The sequence below is a fragment of the Streptomyces sp. NPDC054872 genome (assembly GCF_053610705.1).
In genome coordinates this window covers 313,356-329,755 of record NZ_JBSGYY010000005.1, presented here as the reverse complement: position 1 = coordinate 329,755, position 16,400 = coordinate 313,356, and the positions used below count along the sequence as shown (strand labels likewise).

The following is a 16,400-nucleotide window of genomic DNA, read 5'->3' as shown; positions in this document are numbered from 1 at the left end:
CTTCTTTTTGTGCCTGGGGTGGAGGGGGGGGGTTGTGGCGGGGGGGGGCTCCGCCGACTGCCGGGGCCGGGCGGGGGCCCCCGGGGCGGGCGGCAGGGCCCGGTCAGTGGGTCAGGACCGTAGGTCAGGAGAGAGGCTCCACCCATACGTCGCGGAAGCGGACCTTGTTGCCGTGGTCCTGCAGACGGATCGCACCCGCCGCCGCCGACTCCGGGTCACCCGCGCCCGTCGGGCCGTCGATCGCCACGTCGTCGTGGACCTTCTTGCCGTTCCACACCAGCGTGACCCTGGCGTCCGACGTCTTCTTGCCGTCCGCGTCGAAACGGGCGGCACGGAAGGTGATGTCGTACGTCTGCCAGGTCTCCGGCGCCTTCGAGGCGTTGAGGTCGGCGGCCTTCTTCTGATAGATCGCCGCCGCCTCGTTGTTCGCGAGTTTCTCCACCCCGTACGAGTCCAGGATCTGCACCTCGTACCGCTCCTGGAGGTAGACCCCGCTGTTGCCGCGGTCCTGCCCGGTGACGTCGTCCGGCAGTTTCGGCACACGGAACTCGACGTGCAGCTTGAAGTCGCCGAAGTGCTGCTTCGTGCGCAGGTCCCCGCAGCAGACCTCCATGGACTTCTCGGCGGTGTGCGGCCACTCGGCGCTGCGGCCGTCGGTGTGCTGCCAGGCCGACGAGATGCTGCCGCCGGAGAAGAGATCGATCCGGGCCCCGGGGCGGCGCACCTCCAGTGCGTCGAGGTTGACGTGCCCGGTGTCCCCGGCGCCCACCGCGTACGTGAGGGTGTTGCGGCCCTTGCGGAGTTCGAGCTTCTCCGTCTTGGTGGACCAGCGATTCCACTGGCCCGTCGACGGCAGACTCGTCTGCTTGGCCGCGCCGTCGTTGACGCCGACGCTGACCGTCTTGGTGCCGGTGAAGGGGTGCGGGCCGTTGGCGTACCGCAGCCCGACGTCGTAGCTGCCCGCCTTGTCCACCTGGACATCGAAGCTCGCCTTGGCGCCCTGTTCGCCGAAACCGTCGACGAAGCCCGCGCCGGTGAAGCCGGTGTGCTCGGTGTCGGTGCCCGCGCCGCCGGACAGGCGTGCCGATTCGGCGTCGTACGTGGTGACCGGCTCGGCCGGGCCCGGCTTGGCGTTGAGGGTGTACCAGGCCTCGGTGGACCAGAGCTGCTCGCCCGAGGACGAGGAGAACGGACGCGGGGAGCGCACATGGACGACACGGTCGGCCTTGAGCCCCGGGATGGTGAGCTTCACCTTGCGCCGGTCGTCGGAGAGCTTCGCCGACGTGACCGGCAGCGACTCCTCGTCGACCTTCGGGCCGCCGTAGGCCGGGGTCGGGGCGTAACGCCACTGCTCGACGGAGTACGCGCCCTTGGTCAGCTTGGCCGCGGTCTCCTCCGACAGGGGCTTGGTGTAGGTGAGCTCGAAGCCGTCGGATGTGGCGCGCATGGTCTTCATGTCGAAGGCCGTCTTGCCGTTCGGCGTCAGCTTCTGCAGGCCGAAGCGGAGCTTGCCCGCCTGGCCCCAGTTCCCGTCGGCGCCCAGGCCACCGGTGTAGAGGGCACCGTCGGGGCCTTCGCTGATCCGGGTGATGCCGGACTCGAGGCCCTGGGTGTGCCGGAACACGGCGCCCTGGTACTCGCCCTTGACCTTTTCCAGGTCGGCGCGCTGCAGTCCGCCGTAGGTCACGTCACCGAAGACCATCTGTCCGGCGAAAGGGCCCTTCTTCAACTGCATCGGCGTGCTGGGGGAGTTGGCGATCTCGTTCTGCGGCAGCCACAGGGCCGGCTTGGTGACCGGCTGGTCGTCGAAGGGGCCTTCGGGGTTCGTGTAGTGGTTGAAGAAGCGGTCCTGCTTGACGTGCACCAGCTTCGACGCCGGGAGCCAGCCGCCCTGGTTGTCGGCGACGAAGAGGTCTCCGGAGGGGCCGCGTCCTATGCCGTTCGGGGTGCGCAGGCCTCCGGCGATGTAACTGACCTTGCCCGTCTTCTTGTTGACCTTGATGGTCGTGCCGCGGTTCTTGGCGGGCTGCGGGTCGGTGGTCGCGCCGCCGTAGTTGATGGCGACGGAGAGGTTCAGGTAGAAGTCGCCCTTGTCGTAGAGCAGACCGAAGGCGAACTCGTGGAAATTCCCGCCGTAGGGCCACTCGGCGATCTTCTTCTTGTCGTCCGCGACATCGTCGCCGTCGGTGTCGTTCAGTTCGGTCAGCTGGTGTTTCTCCGACACGTACAGTTTGCCGTCGACGTACTGGATGCCCATCGGCTCCTTGAGCCCGTCGGCGATCTTCTTGTACGTGACCTTGTCGGGCCCGGTGTCGCCGGTGACGTTGTCGAGCAGGTACACCTCGCCCTTGGTCTCGGTGCTGCCGCCCCACGTGGAGATCGCAAGCCGCCCGTCGGGCAGCCAGTCCATCGCGGACACCTGCGGCTCGAAGCCCTTGGGGCGCAGGTCCGTCAGCTTGTATCCGGGGTTGACCTCGGTGAGCGGAAGGCCGTCGCCGGGGGTGTCGAGCGCTCCCTCGCACTCCTTGCGGCCGGGCGCGGTGACGCGTACGACGTCGGCGTCCGTGCTGAGCACCGAGTTCGGCACGACCTTGAACTCATCGGCCCCCGGGGGCTTCCACTGCAGGGTGACCTGCTGTTCGCCGTCCGCGTCGAAGTGGTCGATGCGCAGCGGCTGGTAGCCGGCGTTCAGCGTGATCTCGCCGTCCTTGGGCTCGGCGCCGTGCTTTCCGTCGTGGTCGATGACCTGCTGATCGCCGACGAAGAGGCGTGAGCCGTCGTCACTGATCAACCGGAAGCTGTACGCGCCCGCCTCGGGCACGTCGAGATTGCCGATGATCTGCGAGACGAAGTTGTTGCTGAACCCGAAGCCCTCGGTCGACGTCCAGTCGGCGGTCGGGATCAGCTTGTCGACGTTCGGGGTCTGGGCCGGCTTCAGGTCGCACAGCTTGTTGAGCGGGGACTGGATGTCGAACACCCGCAGGGTGACGCCGGGTTCCTGCGGCGGCAGGTCGGCGAAGGGTCGCGGATCGTCCTCGGCGCCCGCGGCGGGCGCCACCAGCCCGCCGCAGAGCATCGCCGTGAGCAGCAGACCGGTGGATCTTCGAGCCCTGCGGCGGGTGGTGCCGGATATCGGCTCGGGGCGTGGCTTCACTCGTCCTCCTGCGTGGTTCCTACGGGGGTTACGCAGATCTGTGTGGCAAAGCGACGCTCAGCGTAGGGATGGTGCCGATGCGCGTCCATACTTTGTCCACAGAAAGGAAAAACTGATGGCGGAGAGGCTCGCCCGCGGCGCGGAGGCGGTGCCGGCGTCAGCGGTCGTTGGCCAGCGCGACGAGATCCGCGAACAGGCCCCCGGCCCCCACCAGGTCCTCGTAGGTGCCCTGTTCGATCACGCGGCCCTTGTCCATCACGAGGACGCGGTCGGCGAGCCGGGTGTTCTCCAGCTGGTGGGTGACGACGATCGTCATGCGCTCGGCCGCGATCTGCTTGATCTGCGTGAACACCGCGTGCTCCCCCCGCGCGTCCATCTGTGAGGTCGGCTCGTCCAGGATCAGCAACGGTGTCCGCCGGTAGAGCGCACGGCCGCACACGAGCCGCTGCCACTGGCCGCCGGAGAGTTCGGCGCCGCCCCACAACTCCTTGGCGAGCAAGGTGTCGAGTTGCCGCGGCAGTGTCTCGATCGCTTCGCGCATCCCCACGGCGTCGACGACGTCCCACACCGGCCCGTCGTCGTAGGTCCTCGGCTGGCCGAGGGTGATGTTCTCGCGTGCACGCAGGGGCCAGCAGGCGAAGTTCTGCGGGACCAGGGCCGTGCGCTGCCACACGGAGTCGGGATCGGCCTGGGCGAGGTCGACTCCGTCCCACAGGACACGGCCCTTGTCGGCGAGGAGAATGCCGGTGAAGAGCTTGGCCAGGGTCGACTTGCCCGAGCCGTTCTCACCGACGACCGCCAGGATCTCGCCGCGCCGCAGCGTGAGCGACACGCCCGCGACGGCCGGTTCCTCCTTGCCCGGGTAGCGGTACACGACCTCGTCGAGGCGGATCTCGTCCACGCGCTCGGGCAGGGTCAAGTCACCGCGTTTGGGGGCCCGTTCACCGGCCAGGTCGAGAAATGCCCGCATGTCCGCCAGGTAGAGCGACGTATGGAACATCGCGGCGCCATGGATGACGGACTGGGAGAGCGCGGCGAGTGTGGTCTGGACGGCGACCACCGCCGTCGCCGCGACGGGCAGCGCGACCCGGCCGGTGGTGACCAGCCAAGCGAGAGTGGCCCACGTGCCCAGGAGGAAGAGCCCGCCGAGGGCGCTGGTGACCAGGACGATGCGCAGCATCCGCGGGGCCGCCGTCAGGGTGCGCCGGTCGATCCGGTCGGACAGGGCGCGGTACCAGTAGATGAGGTAGCCGGTCATGCCGTTGGCACGGACTTCGTCGCCGTGCCGGGAGTACGTCGCCCACCAGCGCATCATCGACCTGACGTTCCTGTCGCCGACGTTGAGGTAGTGGGTTGTGTAGGTGACGCGCGCCGACAGCACGGCCCCGACGCCGGCCGGGAGCACGGCCAGCAGGAGCAGGGGCAGCATCAGGGGATGCAGCGCCGTGATCACACCGCTCGCGGCGATCATCCGGATGAGGGCCGACATGAACCGCTGGGCGTCCTGCACCATCGTCTGGGTCCGTGTGACGCCGACTTCGGCGGCCTCCTGCCGGTCGGCGAACCCGTCCTCGCCGTACGCGGACGACTCCACGCGGCACACGGCGGAGACGAGGGCGATGTCCGCCTCCGTCATCAGCAGCGGCGTGATCCGCCCGTCGGCGTACGAGGAAACGGCGCTGCTGACACGACCGACGGCGGCGGCCGCCGTGACGACGACCAGAGCGGGCAGCGCCGCGTGCAGGCGTTCGGACACGTTGCCCGAGCCGAGGATGTGGGTCATGGCCTGCGCGGTGAAGGCGAGGACGAGGGCGGCCGCCGCGCCGGTGAGGAGCTGGCAGAGGAGGAGCAGTACGACACCGGGCCTGTCCACTCGCCATGCCATCCGCGCGGTGTGCCCGAGCACGGAGGGGAGCCGCCCGCACATCGCGCCGAACGTGGCCTCGGCCAGCGGGTTCTTGCCGTGCTTCCCTCCGAAGGTGAGGGTGGCGGGTGGGGGAGGGGGAGGCGTCGTCGCGTATTCGGTCGAGGTGTCGTGCACAGTCACCTGCGTCCCTCCATGGGGTGCGGGCCGCACCTGGATGGCTCGGCGGTGCTGGGACTAACGACAGGGCGACGGAATCGAACGCGCTCGATTCAGGACGGGTTGGAGCCCGTCGGCCGCAAGGGGTGGCGCGCGTGGACGGTGTGCTGGGGCGGTCGCGGGGCGACACCGATTGGCCGAATCGCCGAGGGTGGGCCGCCTGTGTGTGAGGTTCGTGTGAGGTTCTCGGGATGCGGCCGGGAGGGTGGCCGTCAGGGCATCAAGTCCCGCCGCAGCCAGGCCTGTTGCGGTGGGGTCGATTACAGCCGCAGCCCGACGGCTCGGCTACCTTGGCCTGGCCGCCGAAGGCACGCTCGGCAGCCCGCCTTCTACCTGTCTCAGCTCCTGAGGCAGGCCGGTCTCGTCGCCTACGCGCGCCGTGGGGCACGGGTGTGCCACCGGCTGCTGCTGCCCGCGGCGACGGACAGCCCCGGCGGAGGTGCTGACACCTCCGCCGGGGCTGTCCCGCTCGTGAGCCGGGGGGCGGACGTAGTGATCGGGGTGCCTGGCCGTTGCCTCAGCGGTCGTGCTTGCCGCGTCCCTCGCCGCGCTGGACGTCATCCTGCGCGGAGGGGTTGGGGGTGAGCGCGTCCGCCGCCTCGCCGTCCTTCTTCCTGTCCCGTTCCCCGCCGGGGACACGGGTTTCCGCGTCCTCGGCCTCGTCGAAGACTTCCTCGGCGGCCGTCTCCGCGTGCTTCGGCTTCTGGTCCTGCTCGCGCTCGTTGCCGTGCTTGTGGTTCATGCCGGGCCTCCATCCAGCTGGTTCGGGGTGGTGTACATGTCAGCGCGCCGCGGTGATGACGAAGCCGCTGCGGGGTTTCGTCGGCATCCGGTTCAACGGGATGCGCAGATCCTGATCGGGGATGTCGTACTCGAGTCGCGCGAGACGGGGGAGCAGGGTGCTCAGCACCGCCAAGGTGATGTCCTCGCCCGGGCATCGATGGCCCTCTGCGGCGTCCCCGCCGCCCTGCGGGACCAGCTCGTCGCGACCGGGCTCGCGGCCCACGAAACGCTCGGGGGCGAACATGTAGGGGTCGTGCCAGAGCTCCGGGTCGTGGTTCTGTCCGTAGAGGTCGAGGAGGACGAGGGAGCCCTCGCGGATCGGCTCGCCGTGCCACTCCAGGTCGTGGGGGGCCAGTCCCGCGACGAACGGCGCGAACGGGTAGAAGCGCCGGAGTTCGTGGGCGAACGCCCGGGCATACCCGTCACGGTCCTGGGCCAGCCGCTCTCGCAGCGCCGGATTCTGGTGCAGCGCGTGGGCGCCGAACACGGTGTACCAGGTGACGGCGACGGTGGGGCGGATGACGTTGAGGATCTCGACGGCGGCGGTCCGCGGATCGAGGAGTTCGCCGTCGGCGTCGCGGTGCGCGGCCACCGCCCGCACCACGGAATCGGGCTGCGCGTCGTTCGTCGCCGAGCCGCCCTCGTCCGCCCGCATCGCCTCGACCAGCTCGGCCAGCCGCTTCTCCTGGCGGCCTCGCGCGCGCCGGGCCCGCCAGTGCCGGGGGCCGCCGGTCGCGAAGCCGTCGACCATGGCCACCAGATCGTGCGCGGTGCGGCGCGCCTCGTCGTCGTCCGGACGCCCCGCCAGAGGCACTCCCGCCCACCGGCACACGGCACGCGTGATCAGGAGACTCACCTCGTCGAACAGCGTCACCTGCGGCCGACGCGTCCACTCCTTGCTCGCCCGCTCCCACTCCTCGGCCACCTGTTCCGCCAGACGGGACACTGCCGAGGCGTCCTTGAGGAGCGAGACGAAAAGAGCCTTGCGCGCGTGGTGCTCCGATCCGTCGAGGGTGTGCACCGCGCCTTTGCCGAACAGGGTGCTCAGGACCGGTTCGGGCAAGGCGGTACGCCGCCGTACGTGGTTCTCGTCGTAGAAGAACGTGACGGCGGCCGGTCCTCGCAGGGCGATGGCGGGTTTGCCCAACAGGCGGGTGCGGACGGGCCCCGGGCCCTTGCGGCGGCTCAGATCGGGAAGCCATGCGTACCCCTGCGAGAGGAGCGGCAGGGTGCTGTCCGGCATCAGATTCCTCCTGGATGACATTCCGCTCGGCGTGACCCGGCTCCAGCCTCTGCCGGTCAGACGGCGAACACCACCGGAGCGGCGCCGAACGCTTCGCGATCACGCAGGCAGGTTCCCGGTCCGGTCACGATCATGCGTTTCACAAGTCACCCTCGCGTGGGCCTTTGGTCCTGATAGGCGAGCGAATTTCGGGGCACAGAAGAAGAGCTCGGCCAGGGAGGCCGTACCGACCGGAGGGGGTCAACTCATGCGAGCGATCAGGCGGATGAGGCGCGTGCTGTACGGGGCCGTGTGCCTGCCCGGGGGAATGAGGCGATCCGCATAGGCGTGAGCTGACCTTTCCCGGCCGACGGCAATTCATCGCATCCACGCAACATCGCATTCACCGAAACATCGCATTCACCGAAACATCGCATACACCGAAAGGAGCACCCCGTGCTCAGGCCTCACCCCGCGTTCCTGCAGTCCCTGCTCGAAACGCACGCCTCGCTGCGGCATCTGCAGGCTCGGGAGGACTCGGCCGAGGTCCGGCGGCAGTTGGACGACGTCTCGTACACCTTGTGCGTCTCCACCGGAACGCGGACCCCCGAGACGGCCATCGCCGCGGCACGTGCCCAACTGACGGGAGTGCGTTCGCAGGACGACGCGCGTTTGTCCGCCTGAAGCGCCACATGATTGACCGGGCGCAGCGTGGATACCGGTGTGAGACTGGGAAATGTCCGAAAGGTGGCCACAGCGAGCACGCGCCGTGGCCGGGGCCATCAAGAAAGGCGAGGTCACCATGCCGGCTGGTTCCAGCAACAAGCGCGAGCGCCAGTACGAACACATCAAGGAGAGCGCCGAGGATCGCGGTGCCTCCAAGGGCAGGGCCAAGGAGATCGCGGCGCGCACGGTCAACAAGGAGCGGGCCCGTTCCGGCGAGTCGAAGACCGCCAGCAAGACGTCGACGAAGGATCCGAAGTCGGCGTCGCAGCGCGGCGGGGAGCGTTCGCACAGCGGGTCGCAGGGCCCCACCAAAGACCAGCTTTACGAAGAGGCGAAGAAGAAGAACGTCGACGGACGTTCGTCGATGAACAAGCAGCAGCTGAAGAAGGCGCTCGGACGCTGAGCGGCCATGCGCCCACGGCGGTGTCCTCCGCCGTGGGCGCCGCCCGTACGGCGTCAGCTTTGGACGAATGTGTCACCCGGACAGCTGTCGCTGTGCATGCATGAGCGAGTGCCGGGAACCCCGTGTTCCATGGAATCCAGCCTCACCTGCCCCATCCGGTCTCACCTGTGCGTCGACGCCCTCGATTTCGTGCTCGAAGCAGAGTTGGTCCTCACGTACTCCACGAAGGACCCCCTGGCCGTCACCCTCACGTTCCCGCCGCCCGCGGCCGAGCAGGCCCCGACGACCTGGGTGTTCTCCCGGAACCTGCTGGCGTCGGGGCTGCACGCCCCGGCGGGCGAAGGCGATGTCGTGGTCCGGCCGACGGGGCGTCACCGGGTGCTCGTGACCCTGACGTCCCCGAGCGGACGTGTCCGTGGCGAACTGGAGCGGGCGCCGGTCGAGGCGTTCATCCGTGAGTCGTACGCTCTGCTGCCCGCCCCCGAGGAGAGCGCCGCCCTGGACCTGGACGAGCTGGTCTCAGCTCTCCTCACGACACCCTGAACGAGGGCACTGCCCCGCCGGCCCTCACACGGGCTGCGGGGCGTCCGGTTCGCCCTCGGCCATGGCCATCTGCGAACGGGCGGCCGCGAGGGCCGACACCACCTCACGGGTGCCGGTGGACACACAGAGGGTGTACGCGATGTCCTCGAGCCGCTTGCGGGCCTCGCAGGCCCCGTTGCGCGCGTGCAGCGCGCTCAGTGCGTCGTACTGCTCCACCAGGTCGCGCAGTACTCTCGGGTCGGCCATCAGCACGGCAGGTCTCCTTCGCTCTCTACGGGCTGGACGCCCTCGACAGGCAGTCATGCGGGGGTAACTCGGCCGCCCTTTTGCTCGCGCGTGCGCGCACCATGGCAGGCGGAGAGTGGGCGAGGCGGCCACCGGCACGTACCTGTCCACAACCACGGTGCGGGAGCCGGGACAGGCCGACGGACGCCGGTTTCCTGCCCGGGCTCGATTTCATCGCCGAGGTCGACGAAATCCCCGCCGAGGCGGGGTTCGTGTGGATGGCGGCTGAGGAAGAACAACACGTGCTCCGGGGAAGCAGGGCTTTTGGGCGCGGCCGCTTCCTGACCTCAAGGTCAGTGTGCCCACGAGAAAGCGCCGGACGCCACCCGAAGCTGTGACGTGAGCCGCAGGCGCCCGGGGTTTGCGACCGCCGACGCCTGGTATGCGGCCCTCGGCGCCGCCTGCCACCATGACCGTGTGCGTCCTGGCGGGTGGAGCACCCGTCGCTGCCGTCCCCACCCGGAGGAGTTCTCGTGACCGACCGGAAGCATGTCCTGCGCGGTCGCACAGCTGTCGTGACCGGCGCCGCGCGCGGTGTGGGAGAGGCCGTGGCCAAAGAGCTCGCCGCCAGGGGAGCCACGGTGGCACTGCTCGGCCTGGAGGAGGAGTCACTCGCCCGAGTGGCCCAGGAGCTTCCCACGCCGTCGCGGCACTGGTACGTGGATGTCACCGACGATGCGGCGATGGCGCGCGTGGCCGACGAGGTGCGCGAGCGCCAGGGCCCCGCATCGGTCGTCGTCGCCAACGCGGGAATCGCCGAGGGCGGACCGTTCGTCGACTCCGACCCCGCCAGTTGGCGACGCGTCATCGACGTCAATCTCGTCGGCAGCGCGAACACCGCCCGGGCTTTCCTGCCCCAACTGCTCGACAGTCGCGGCTACTTCCTGCAGATCGCCTCACTCGCCTCCATCGGCGCATCGCCGCTCATGAGCGCTTACTGCGCCTCCAAGGCGGGCGTGGAGTCCCTCAGCCAATCGCTGCGCGCGGAACTCGCCCCGCGGGGCGTCGCCGTGGGGGCCGCCTATCTGAACTGGACCGACACGGACATGATCCGCGATGCCGACCAGCACGCCGTGCTGCGTGAACTCCGTGCGCACATGCCGCCGCCGGCCCGCAAGATCTATCCCCGGGAACACGTGGCCCGTTGTCTGGCGGACGCGGTCGAGCGCCGGTCGGCCACCGTGTACGTGCCGGGCTGGCTCAGGGCGCTGCAGGCGGTGCGGGCCGGCCTGCCGCCCCTGGTCACCCGGTACTCGCGCCAGGAGTTGATGCGCTCGGAGTTCTCGTCCACGGGCCTGCTCGGACCTGGCGGGCGTGCGGCGGAGATCACCGACTGAGCCCGGTCCGGCGGCCGTCGGGTGAATCCGGGTCAGCCGCGTCGAAGGCGGCGGCCGATCCGGCCCCGCAGCGCGGCACGGGCGGCGTTGGCCCCGGGGGCTCCGTGGACGCCGCCGCCGGGGTGGGCGGCGGCCGAGGCGAGGTAAAGGCCCTTGACCGGAGTCTCCGGGCGGCCCATGCCCGGCGTGGGGCGGAACACCAGCTGCTGGTGGGCGGATGCCGTGCCGCCGTTGATCGCGCCCCCGTGCAGATTGGCGTCCATGGCCTGGAGCGTGGTCGGGGCGAGCAGGCGCCGGGACCTGATGCGGGAGCGGAAGCCCGGCGCCCAGCGTTCCACCTCGTTCTCCATGCGGTCCGCCATCGCCTCCTGTTCCCGCTGGTCCCAGGACCCGGTCAGGCCGTCCTCGCCCGCGTCGCCCTTGATGCGCTGCGGAACATGGGTGTAGGCCCAGGCCGACTCGGTGCCGGCTGGTGAGCGCGAGGCGTCGGCGGTGGTCATCTGCCCGAAGAGCAGGAAGGGGCGGTCGGGTACCTGTCCCATGGCGATCTGCGCCGCGAACCGGGTGAGCCCGTCGACACCTTCGGCCAGATGCACCGTCCCCGCCGTGGCCGCCTCCGGCGCCGTCCAGGGCACCGGCCCGTTGAGCGCCCAGTCGACCTTGAAGGTCGCGAAGTCCCACTGGAAGCGGCGCAGATCCCCCAGCAGCCGACCGGGCAGGTGGCGCTCGTGGACCAGCTCGCCGAAGAGGGCCGGTGCGGACACATCGGCGAGAATCGCGCGGGACGCCGGCACGTTCTCGCCTCCGGCGGTGCGCACACCGACAGCGCGACCGCCCCGTACGACGACCTCACGCACGCGCTCCCCGCACCGGACCACGCCTCCGAACCGCTCGAGGCGCCGCACCAGGGCCCCGGTGAGCGCGCCCGCCCCGCCGACCGGCACGGGGAAGCCGTAGGTCTGGCCGAGCATGGACATCAGCCAGCCGAAGCCTCCGCTGCCGGCCGCTTCCGGGCCGAGGTCCGCGTGCAGCGCGTTGCCCGCCAGCAGGAGCCGGCCGCCCTCACCGCGGAACTCCTCCTCGCCCAGGCGCCGTACCGGCAGCACCATCGTCCGTGCCATCCGCAGCCCGCCGGCACCCCGCAGCTTCGCGGCGAGCCGGGCCCCGTGCCGTACGGGCGGAAACGGGGTGAACAGAGCCCCGAGGACGTCGGGGCCCACGCGGTTCCAGGTGGCGCAGAGGTTGAGCCAGGACGCCCCGTCGCCCGCCGCGAACGCGTCGAGGCCGGCTGCCGTGTCCGCCGCCCCGCGTGCCAGGACCGCGCACCGGCCGTCGGGCAGGGGGTGTGCCAGGACGCGGGGGGCGTGGCTCCAGCTGAGGCCCTCCTGCTGGAGCTGGAGGTCGGCGAGGATCGGGGAGGCCGCGGCCAGCGGATAGAAGGCGCTGAAGAGGTCGTTCACGTAGTCGGGATGAACGCCGCGGTCGCTGCGGACGGCGCCGCCCGGCTCATCCTGTTCCTCGAGGACCTCCACGCTCCATCCGGCGTCGGCGAGCAGATTCGCCGCGACGAGACCGTTGGGCCCCGCGCCGATGATCACCGCGTCCGGCATGCCTGACTCCTGACGTCCGCCCGGCCTGTCGGGCCCGGCGAGTCGATCGATCCTGTGTGGGGGCCGCGGGCCCCCCTCAGCCAACGTGCTCGTCCGGCTCTCAGGCCGATTCGTACGTGCGCTTCGGGCTTTTCTCCACGACGTCCGCCAGCCGGGCGAGCATGGCGCGGTGCCGCAGTTGGATCAGCGCGTCCACGGCCACGTTGTGGAGCTTCCCGCCGGGGCCGGTCAGCGGGTGCTCGTCGACGATGACCAGGGCGTGTTCGCCCCAGGGACGTACGTCGACGGCGATGCGCGCGGCTCCGAGCCATCCGCTGTCGGCCTCGAGTTCCAGAATGCGGGGCTCTTCGCAGCGCCGCACGGTCGTGGTTCCCGACAGCGTCCGCCAGCCCACCCGCACGGTGTACGTGATGCTGGAGCCGACCTCGGGCCAGTGGCCCTCCCTGGGCTCCGACCGGGCCGTGCCCACCACCCAGTCGCCGTACAGTGACCCGTCCGAGAGGACCGCCCAGACGTCTGCCACGGACCGTTTGATCAATCGGTGTCGTACAGCCATTCGGCTCTCCAGCCCTCGTCGGATGCGGCGGCTTCCCGGTACCCGGCCCGTCCGTCGTCATTCCCTTTCACCCTCGCAGGCGTTCGAGGGGTTCGCCGCCTGCCGGACGCCGAACCGGGTACGTGTGTGCGCGTGAAATCTCCCCGTACCGTTCCTGCGGCGTCCGACACGGCGACTCCGCTCAAGAAATCACTGACCACCCCCCTGCTCTACTTCTTCATCCTTGGAGACGTCCTCGGCGCGGGCGTATACGTCCTGGTGGGCCAAGTCGCGGCCGACACGGGTGGCGCCGTGTGGGTGCCCCTCGTCGTGGCGCTGTGTCTGGCGCTCCTGACGGCCGCCTCGTACGCCGAACTCGCCACCAAGTACCCCCGGGCAGGTGGCGCCTCGCATTACGCGACCCTTGCGTATGGGCCGTTCGCCGGATTCCTCGCTGGTTTCTGCATGCTGGCCGCCGGGATCGTGTCGGTCGGTGCTCTGGCCCGCGGTTTCGCCGGTGACTATCTGGCGGAGTTCGTCACCCTTCCGGTGGCGCTCGTCGCGGTCGTGTTCCTGGCCGCGCTCGCCCTGCTGAACGCGCGGGGGATCAGCGAGTCGACGCGGGCCAACGTCCTGGCCACCGTCATCGAGGTGGGCGGGCTCCTGATCGTGATCGGGCTCGGCGTGTGGATCGTGCTGCGCGGTGACGGTGACGTCGGGCGGCTGACCGACCTGGGGACACCGGAACACGGGCCGGTGGCAGCCGTCCTGAGCGGGGCGGTGCTTGCGTACTACTCGTTCGTCGGGTTCGAGACCTCCGTCAACGTGGCGGAGGAGACCCGGGACCCGCGCCGCTCCTATCCGCGGGCCCTCTTCGGCGCGCTGATCACCGCGGGCGCGGTCTACGCACTGGTCGGTGCTGCCGCGGCGGCCGCCGTGCCGACCAAGACGCTCGTCGAGTCCAGCGGGCCGCTCCTCGAAGTCGTCCGGGCGGCGGGCGGTGTCCCCACGGAGCTGTTCAGCGCCATCGCTCTGGTCGCCGTCGCCAACGGCGCCCTGCTCACCGGCATCATGTCCTCGCGCCTCGCCTACGGCATGGCACGTGACCGGCTGCTGCCGGGCTTCCTCACCAAGGTGCTGCCCGGCAGGCGTACGCCGTGGGCGGCGATCGCGGTGACCACCGCCCTCTCGCTGCTGCTCGCGCTGACCGGCGACGTGTCGACGCTCGCCTCGACCCTGGTCCTCCTCCTGCTGGTGGTTTTCTTCCTGGTCAACACGGCGGCTCTGGTGCTGCGCCGTGATGCGGCGCCGGGGGATCACTTCCGGGCTCCGACGGTCCTGCCGGTGCTCGGCGCGGTGTCCTGCGTCCTGCTTGCGACGCAGATCGAGCGCGAGGTGTGGCTGCGGGGCGGGGCCGTCCTGCTGGTGGGCGCGGTGCTGGGCGCCGTCACTGCCCTACGCCGACGGCGCTGAGCCCGCAGGGTGGCTTACGCGGCCTGGATGAGCTCGGCTCGGCCGAACAGGAGCGCGTGGCCCGAGGGGAGTTGGGCCAGGATACGGGTCAGCAGATCGGAGCCCGCCAGAGCGGCGACGACGGACAGGACAGCGCCGGTGTCCCAGCGCGTGGTGGCGGGGCTCGCCCCGGCCCGGGTGGCGAGGTCCTTGACCAGGCCCCAGCCGGTCAGGGGCCGGGGGTCGGGGATCTGGGCGGTGAGGACGAGGGCGGCCTCTACGGGGAGGCGGGCGGCGAGCTCGACGCGTTCGTCCCCGGTCAGCTGCCTGCCGAGTCCGCCGAGGACCAGCCGGACGGCTTCCTCGGCCCGCTCCCGGGTGGGGTACGCGCCTTCGTAGCGGACCTTTTCCAGCATCTGCTGGTAGGTCATCGCGGGGAAGGGCCGGGTGGGTTCAGGTCGTTCGAACATCGCTGTGTGCGCGCCTTTCTCGTCGCGGAGGTCGTGTCGCGGGGGCCGGGCAGCTGGGCGGCCCCCGCGGGAGGGTCTGGGGGGCGGGCCGGGACGTTGGCCTTCTGAAAACGTGCTTCGTCGCCCCGTCGGGCGCGGAGGACGGAGTCAGGGGGTGTCTGTCCTCCGCGCCACTCGTGAGCGGCTCAGCCGCTGATCTCCCTGGGAGACGTCTCGGTCCCGATGGAGATCTTGCGGGGCTTGGCGCGCTCGGCGATCGGGATGCGCAGGGTCAGCACACCCGCGTCGTAGTCCGCCTTGATGCGCTCGGTGTCCAGCGTGTCGGCCAGCACGATCTGGCGGGAGAACACGCCCAGAGGCCGTTCGGAAAGTTCCATCTGGACGCTTTCGGACTTGGCGACCGGGCGGCGCTCGGCCTTGACGGTCAGCATGTTCCGTTCCACGTCGATGTCGATCGCCTCGGCGGTCACGCCGGGCAGATCGAAGGCCACCACGTAATCGTCGCCCTCGCGATAGGCGTCCATGGCCATCGCGGAAGGACGAGACCAGGTGCCGGGGCCGACCAGCTGCTGAGCGATGCGGTCGAGCTCGCGGAAGGGGTCGGTGCGCATCAACATCGCGAAACACCTCCTGAAGGTCCGGGCAGTATCTGCCAATGCGCTTCACCTGCCTTCGGTTGTAGCATGTCGTCCAATGGATGACAAGTTACATGTCGTCCACACGATGACAACGACGAAGGAGGCCCCATGGCAGCGACCGGCCCGCCGGAACAACCCCAGGCCCAGGCTCACAACCCGGCGTCCTTCTTGGCCGCCGCGGCCGCCCTGGAAGCCATCAGTGACGCCGTGCAGGTCGCCCAGGAGGCCGACACCGACGCGTCGTCCGCTCGCCGCACCAACCCTGAACAGGCCCTGGCCTCACTGCTGTTGCTGCGCGAGGTCCGTGAACAGCTCGCCGCGTGGGAAGCCGGTCTGATCGAGACCGCCCGCCATGCCGGAGCGAGCTGGGCCGACCTCGCCCACCCCCTGGGGGTCGCCAGCCGCCAGGCCGCCGAACGCCGCTACCTGCGCCAGCGGCCCGGCCCGACCGGGAGTACCGGAGAGCAACGCGTGCAGGCCACTCGTCGGCGTCGCGCCGCCGACCGCTCCCGCACGGCCTGGGCCCGGACCAATGCCGGCGCCCTGCGCCGCCTCGCGGGCCAGGTCGTCTCGCTCACCGGGCTGCCGCCACAGGCCCGGGCCCCGATCGGGCAGTTGGACGCGGCGCTCGCGCACGACGATCCAGCGGCCCTGATCGACCCCCTGAACACGGCCCGCCCGTACCTGGCCCGCACTCACCCCGATGTCGTCGCCCAACTCGACGCCCTCACCGGCCACCTCGACGAGACGTGAAAAGGCCGGGGGGAATGCGCTAGATACGCATTCCCCCCGACCGACGTGAAAGGTGGAACTCCTGCTCTCGGATTCCGGTCAACCGCCGACGTACCAGGTGAATCCGCCGGACGCGGCGAGAGCGATCAGCACGATGAACAGAATTACGTCGATGATGCCCAGAATGATGGCGGCCTTCGCCATGCCTCCGCCGCCCCTGAACGTCTTCTGGCGCAGCGCGACCGCACCGAAGATGATCGCGAGCGGCCCGAGGATGATGTTGAGGAAGAACACGCCGACGATGCCGCAGACGAGTCCCGCTATCGCGAGACCGTTCGTCCGGGAGCCGGAAGAAGCTGCTGACGGATTGCCGTAAGCCGACATGGCCACACTCCTTGGAGATCGCATTCCAGCATTGCGTGACGTG

At 70.1% G+C, this 16,400-nt stretch carries 16 protein-coding genes; 6 read left to right on the top strand and 10 right to left on the bottom strand.

Annotation, left to right across the window (positions count from 1 at the left end; all coding sequences use genetic code 11):
- Window positions 1–124 precede the first annotated feature (124 nt).
- The 4 genes from ACWGIH_RS08970 to ACWGIH_RS08955 form a co-directional block, all read right to left on the bottom strand.
- The gene (locus ACWGIH_RS08970) at window positions 125–3,076 is read right to left on the bottom strand and encodes a family 16 glycoside hydrolase (RefSeq protein ID WP_453445001.1); all 2,952 of its coding nucleotides are present in this window, start codon (window positions 3,074–3,076) and stop codon (window positions 125–127) included.
- Window positions 3,077–3,311: 235 nt separating this feature from the next.
- Complete coding sequence (locus tag ACWGIH_RS08965) at window positions 3,312–5,201, bottom strand: ATP-binding cassette domain-containing protein (protein WP_453444949.1); 1,890 nt, start codon at window positions 5,199–5,201, stop codon at window positions 3,312–3,314.
- 553 nt (window positions 5,202–5,754) lie between these two features.
- Complete coding sequence (locus tag ACWGIH_RS08960) at window positions 5,755–5,979, bottom strand: hypothetical protein (RefSeq protein ID WP_453444948.1); 225 nt, start codon at window positions 5,977–5,979, stop codon at window positions 5,755–5,757.
- A gap of 39 nt (window positions 5,980–6,018) precedes the next feature.
- Entirely contained in the window at window positions 6,019–7,263 is a 1,245-nt protein-coding gene (locus ACWGIH_RS08955) for a cytochrome P450 (RefSeq protein ID WP_453444947.1), read from the bottom strand.
- Between the two features lie 435 nt (window positions 7,264–7,698).
- On the opposite strand from ACWGIH_RS08955, the gene ACWGIH_RS08950 reads away from it, so the two are divergent.
- The 3 genes from ACWGIH_RS08950 to ACWGIH_RS08940 all read left to right on the top strand — a co-directional run bounded on the left by ACWGIH_RS08950 (window position 7,699) and on the right by ACWGIH_RS08940 (window position 8,914).
- Entirely contained in the window at window positions 7,699–7,926 is a 228-nt protein-coding gene (locus ACWGIH_RS08950; protein WP_453444946.1) for a DUF5133 domain-containing protein, read from the top strand.
- Between the two features lie 118 nt (window positions 7,927–8,044).
- The gene (locus ACWGIH_RS08945; RefSeq protein ID WP_451216907.1) at window positions 8,045–8,371 is read left to right on the top strand and encodes a plasmid stabilization protein; all 327 of its coding nucleotides are present in this window, start codon (window positions 8,045–8,047) and stop codon (window positions 8,369–8,371) included.
- Between the two features lie 129 nt (window positions 8,372–8,500).
- Window positions 8,501–8,914, top strand: coding sequence for an SsgA family sporulation/cell division regulator (locus ACWGIH_RS08940; protein WP_453444944.1), 414 nt, complete (start codon window positions 8,501–8,503; stop codon window positions 8,912–8,914).
- A gap of 24 nt (window positions 8,915–8,938) precedes the next feature.
- Here ACWGIH_RS08940 and ACWGIH_RS08935 read toward each other — a convergent pair whose 3' ends face one another.
- Window positions 8,939–9,166, bottom strand: coding sequence for a DUF5133 domain-containing protein (locus ACWGIH_RS08935; protein ID WP_453444942.1), 228 nt, complete (start codon window positions 9,164–9,166; stop codon window positions 8,939–8,941).
- Between the two features lie 506 nt (window positions 9,167–9,672).
- Here ACWGIH_RS08935 and ACWGIH_RS08930 point away from each other — a divergent pair.
- Window positions 9,673–10,536, top strand: a complete 864-nt coding sequence (locus ACWGIH_RS08930; protein ID WP_453444940.1) for an SDR family oxidoreductase — start codon at window positions 9,673–9,675, stop codon at window positions 10,534–10,536.
- Between the two features lie 32 nt (window positions 10,537–10,568).
- Here the strand turns inward: ACWGIH_RS08930 and ACWGIH_RS08925 are convergent, their stop codons facing one another.
- A complete protein-coding gene (locus ACWGIH_RS08925; RefSeq protein WP_453444938.1) occupies window positions 10,569–12,146 on the bottom strand; it encodes a phytoene desaturase family protein in 1,578 nt (525 codons plus the stop codon).
- A gap of 100 nt (window positions 12,147–12,246) precedes the next feature.
- Window positions 12,247–12,702 carry an SRPBCC family protein gene (locus ACWGIH_RS08920; RefSeq protein WP_453444937.1) on the bottom strand — a complete coding sequence of 152 codons (456 nt, stop codon included), beginning with the start codon at window positions 12,700–12,702 and terminating at the stop codon, window positions 12,247–12,249.
- Between the two features lie 132 nt (window positions 12,703–12,834).
- Between ACWGIH_RS08920 and ACWGIH_RS08915 the strand changes: the two genes are divergently transcribed.
- Complete coding sequence (locus ACWGIH_RS08915) at window positions 12,835–14,154, top strand: APC family permease (RefSeq protein WP_453444935.1); 1,320 nt, start codon at window positions 12,835–12,837, stop codon at window positions 14,152–14,154.
- 14 nt (window positions 14,155–14,168) lie between these two features.
- Here the strand turns inward: ACWGIH_RS08915 and ACWGIH_RS08910 are convergent, their stop codons facing one another.
- Window positions 14,169–14,603 carry a DUF2267 domain-containing protein gene (locus ACWGIH_RS08910; protein WP_453444934.1) on the bottom strand — a complete coding sequence of 145 codons (435 nt, stop codon included), beginning with the start codon at window positions 14,601–14,603 and terminating at the stop codon, window positions 14,169–14,171.
- Window positions 14,604–14,788: 185 nt separating this feature from the next.
- On the bottom strand, window positions 14,789–15,220 hold the full coding sequence (locus tag ACWGIH_RS08905) for an Hsp20/alpha crystallin family protein (protein WP_453444932.1): 432 nt from the start codon (window positions 15,218–15,220) through the stop codon (window positions 14,789–14,791).
- 129 nt (window positions 15,221–15,349) lie between these two features.
- Here ACWGIH_RS08905 and ACWGIH_RS08900 point away from each other — a divergent pair, with 129 nt between their 5' ends.
- Complete coding sequence (locus tag ACWGIH_RS08900; RefSeq protein WP_453444930.1) at window positions 15,350–15,994, top strand: type III effector protein; 645 nt, start codon at window positions 15,350–15,352, stop codon at window positions 15,992–15,994.
- 78 nt (window positions 15,995–16,072) lie between these two features.
- On the opposite strand, the gene ACWGIH_RS08895 is transcribed toward ACWGIH_RS08900, so the two are convergent.
- Window positions 16,073–16,357: a DUF4190 domain-containing protein gene (locus ACWGIH_RS08895; protein WP_453444929.1), complete on the bottom strand. Its 285-nt coding sequence runs from the start codon at window positions 16,355–16,357 to the stop codon at window positions 16,073–16,075.
- Window positions 16,358–16,400 lie beyond the last annotated feature (43 nt).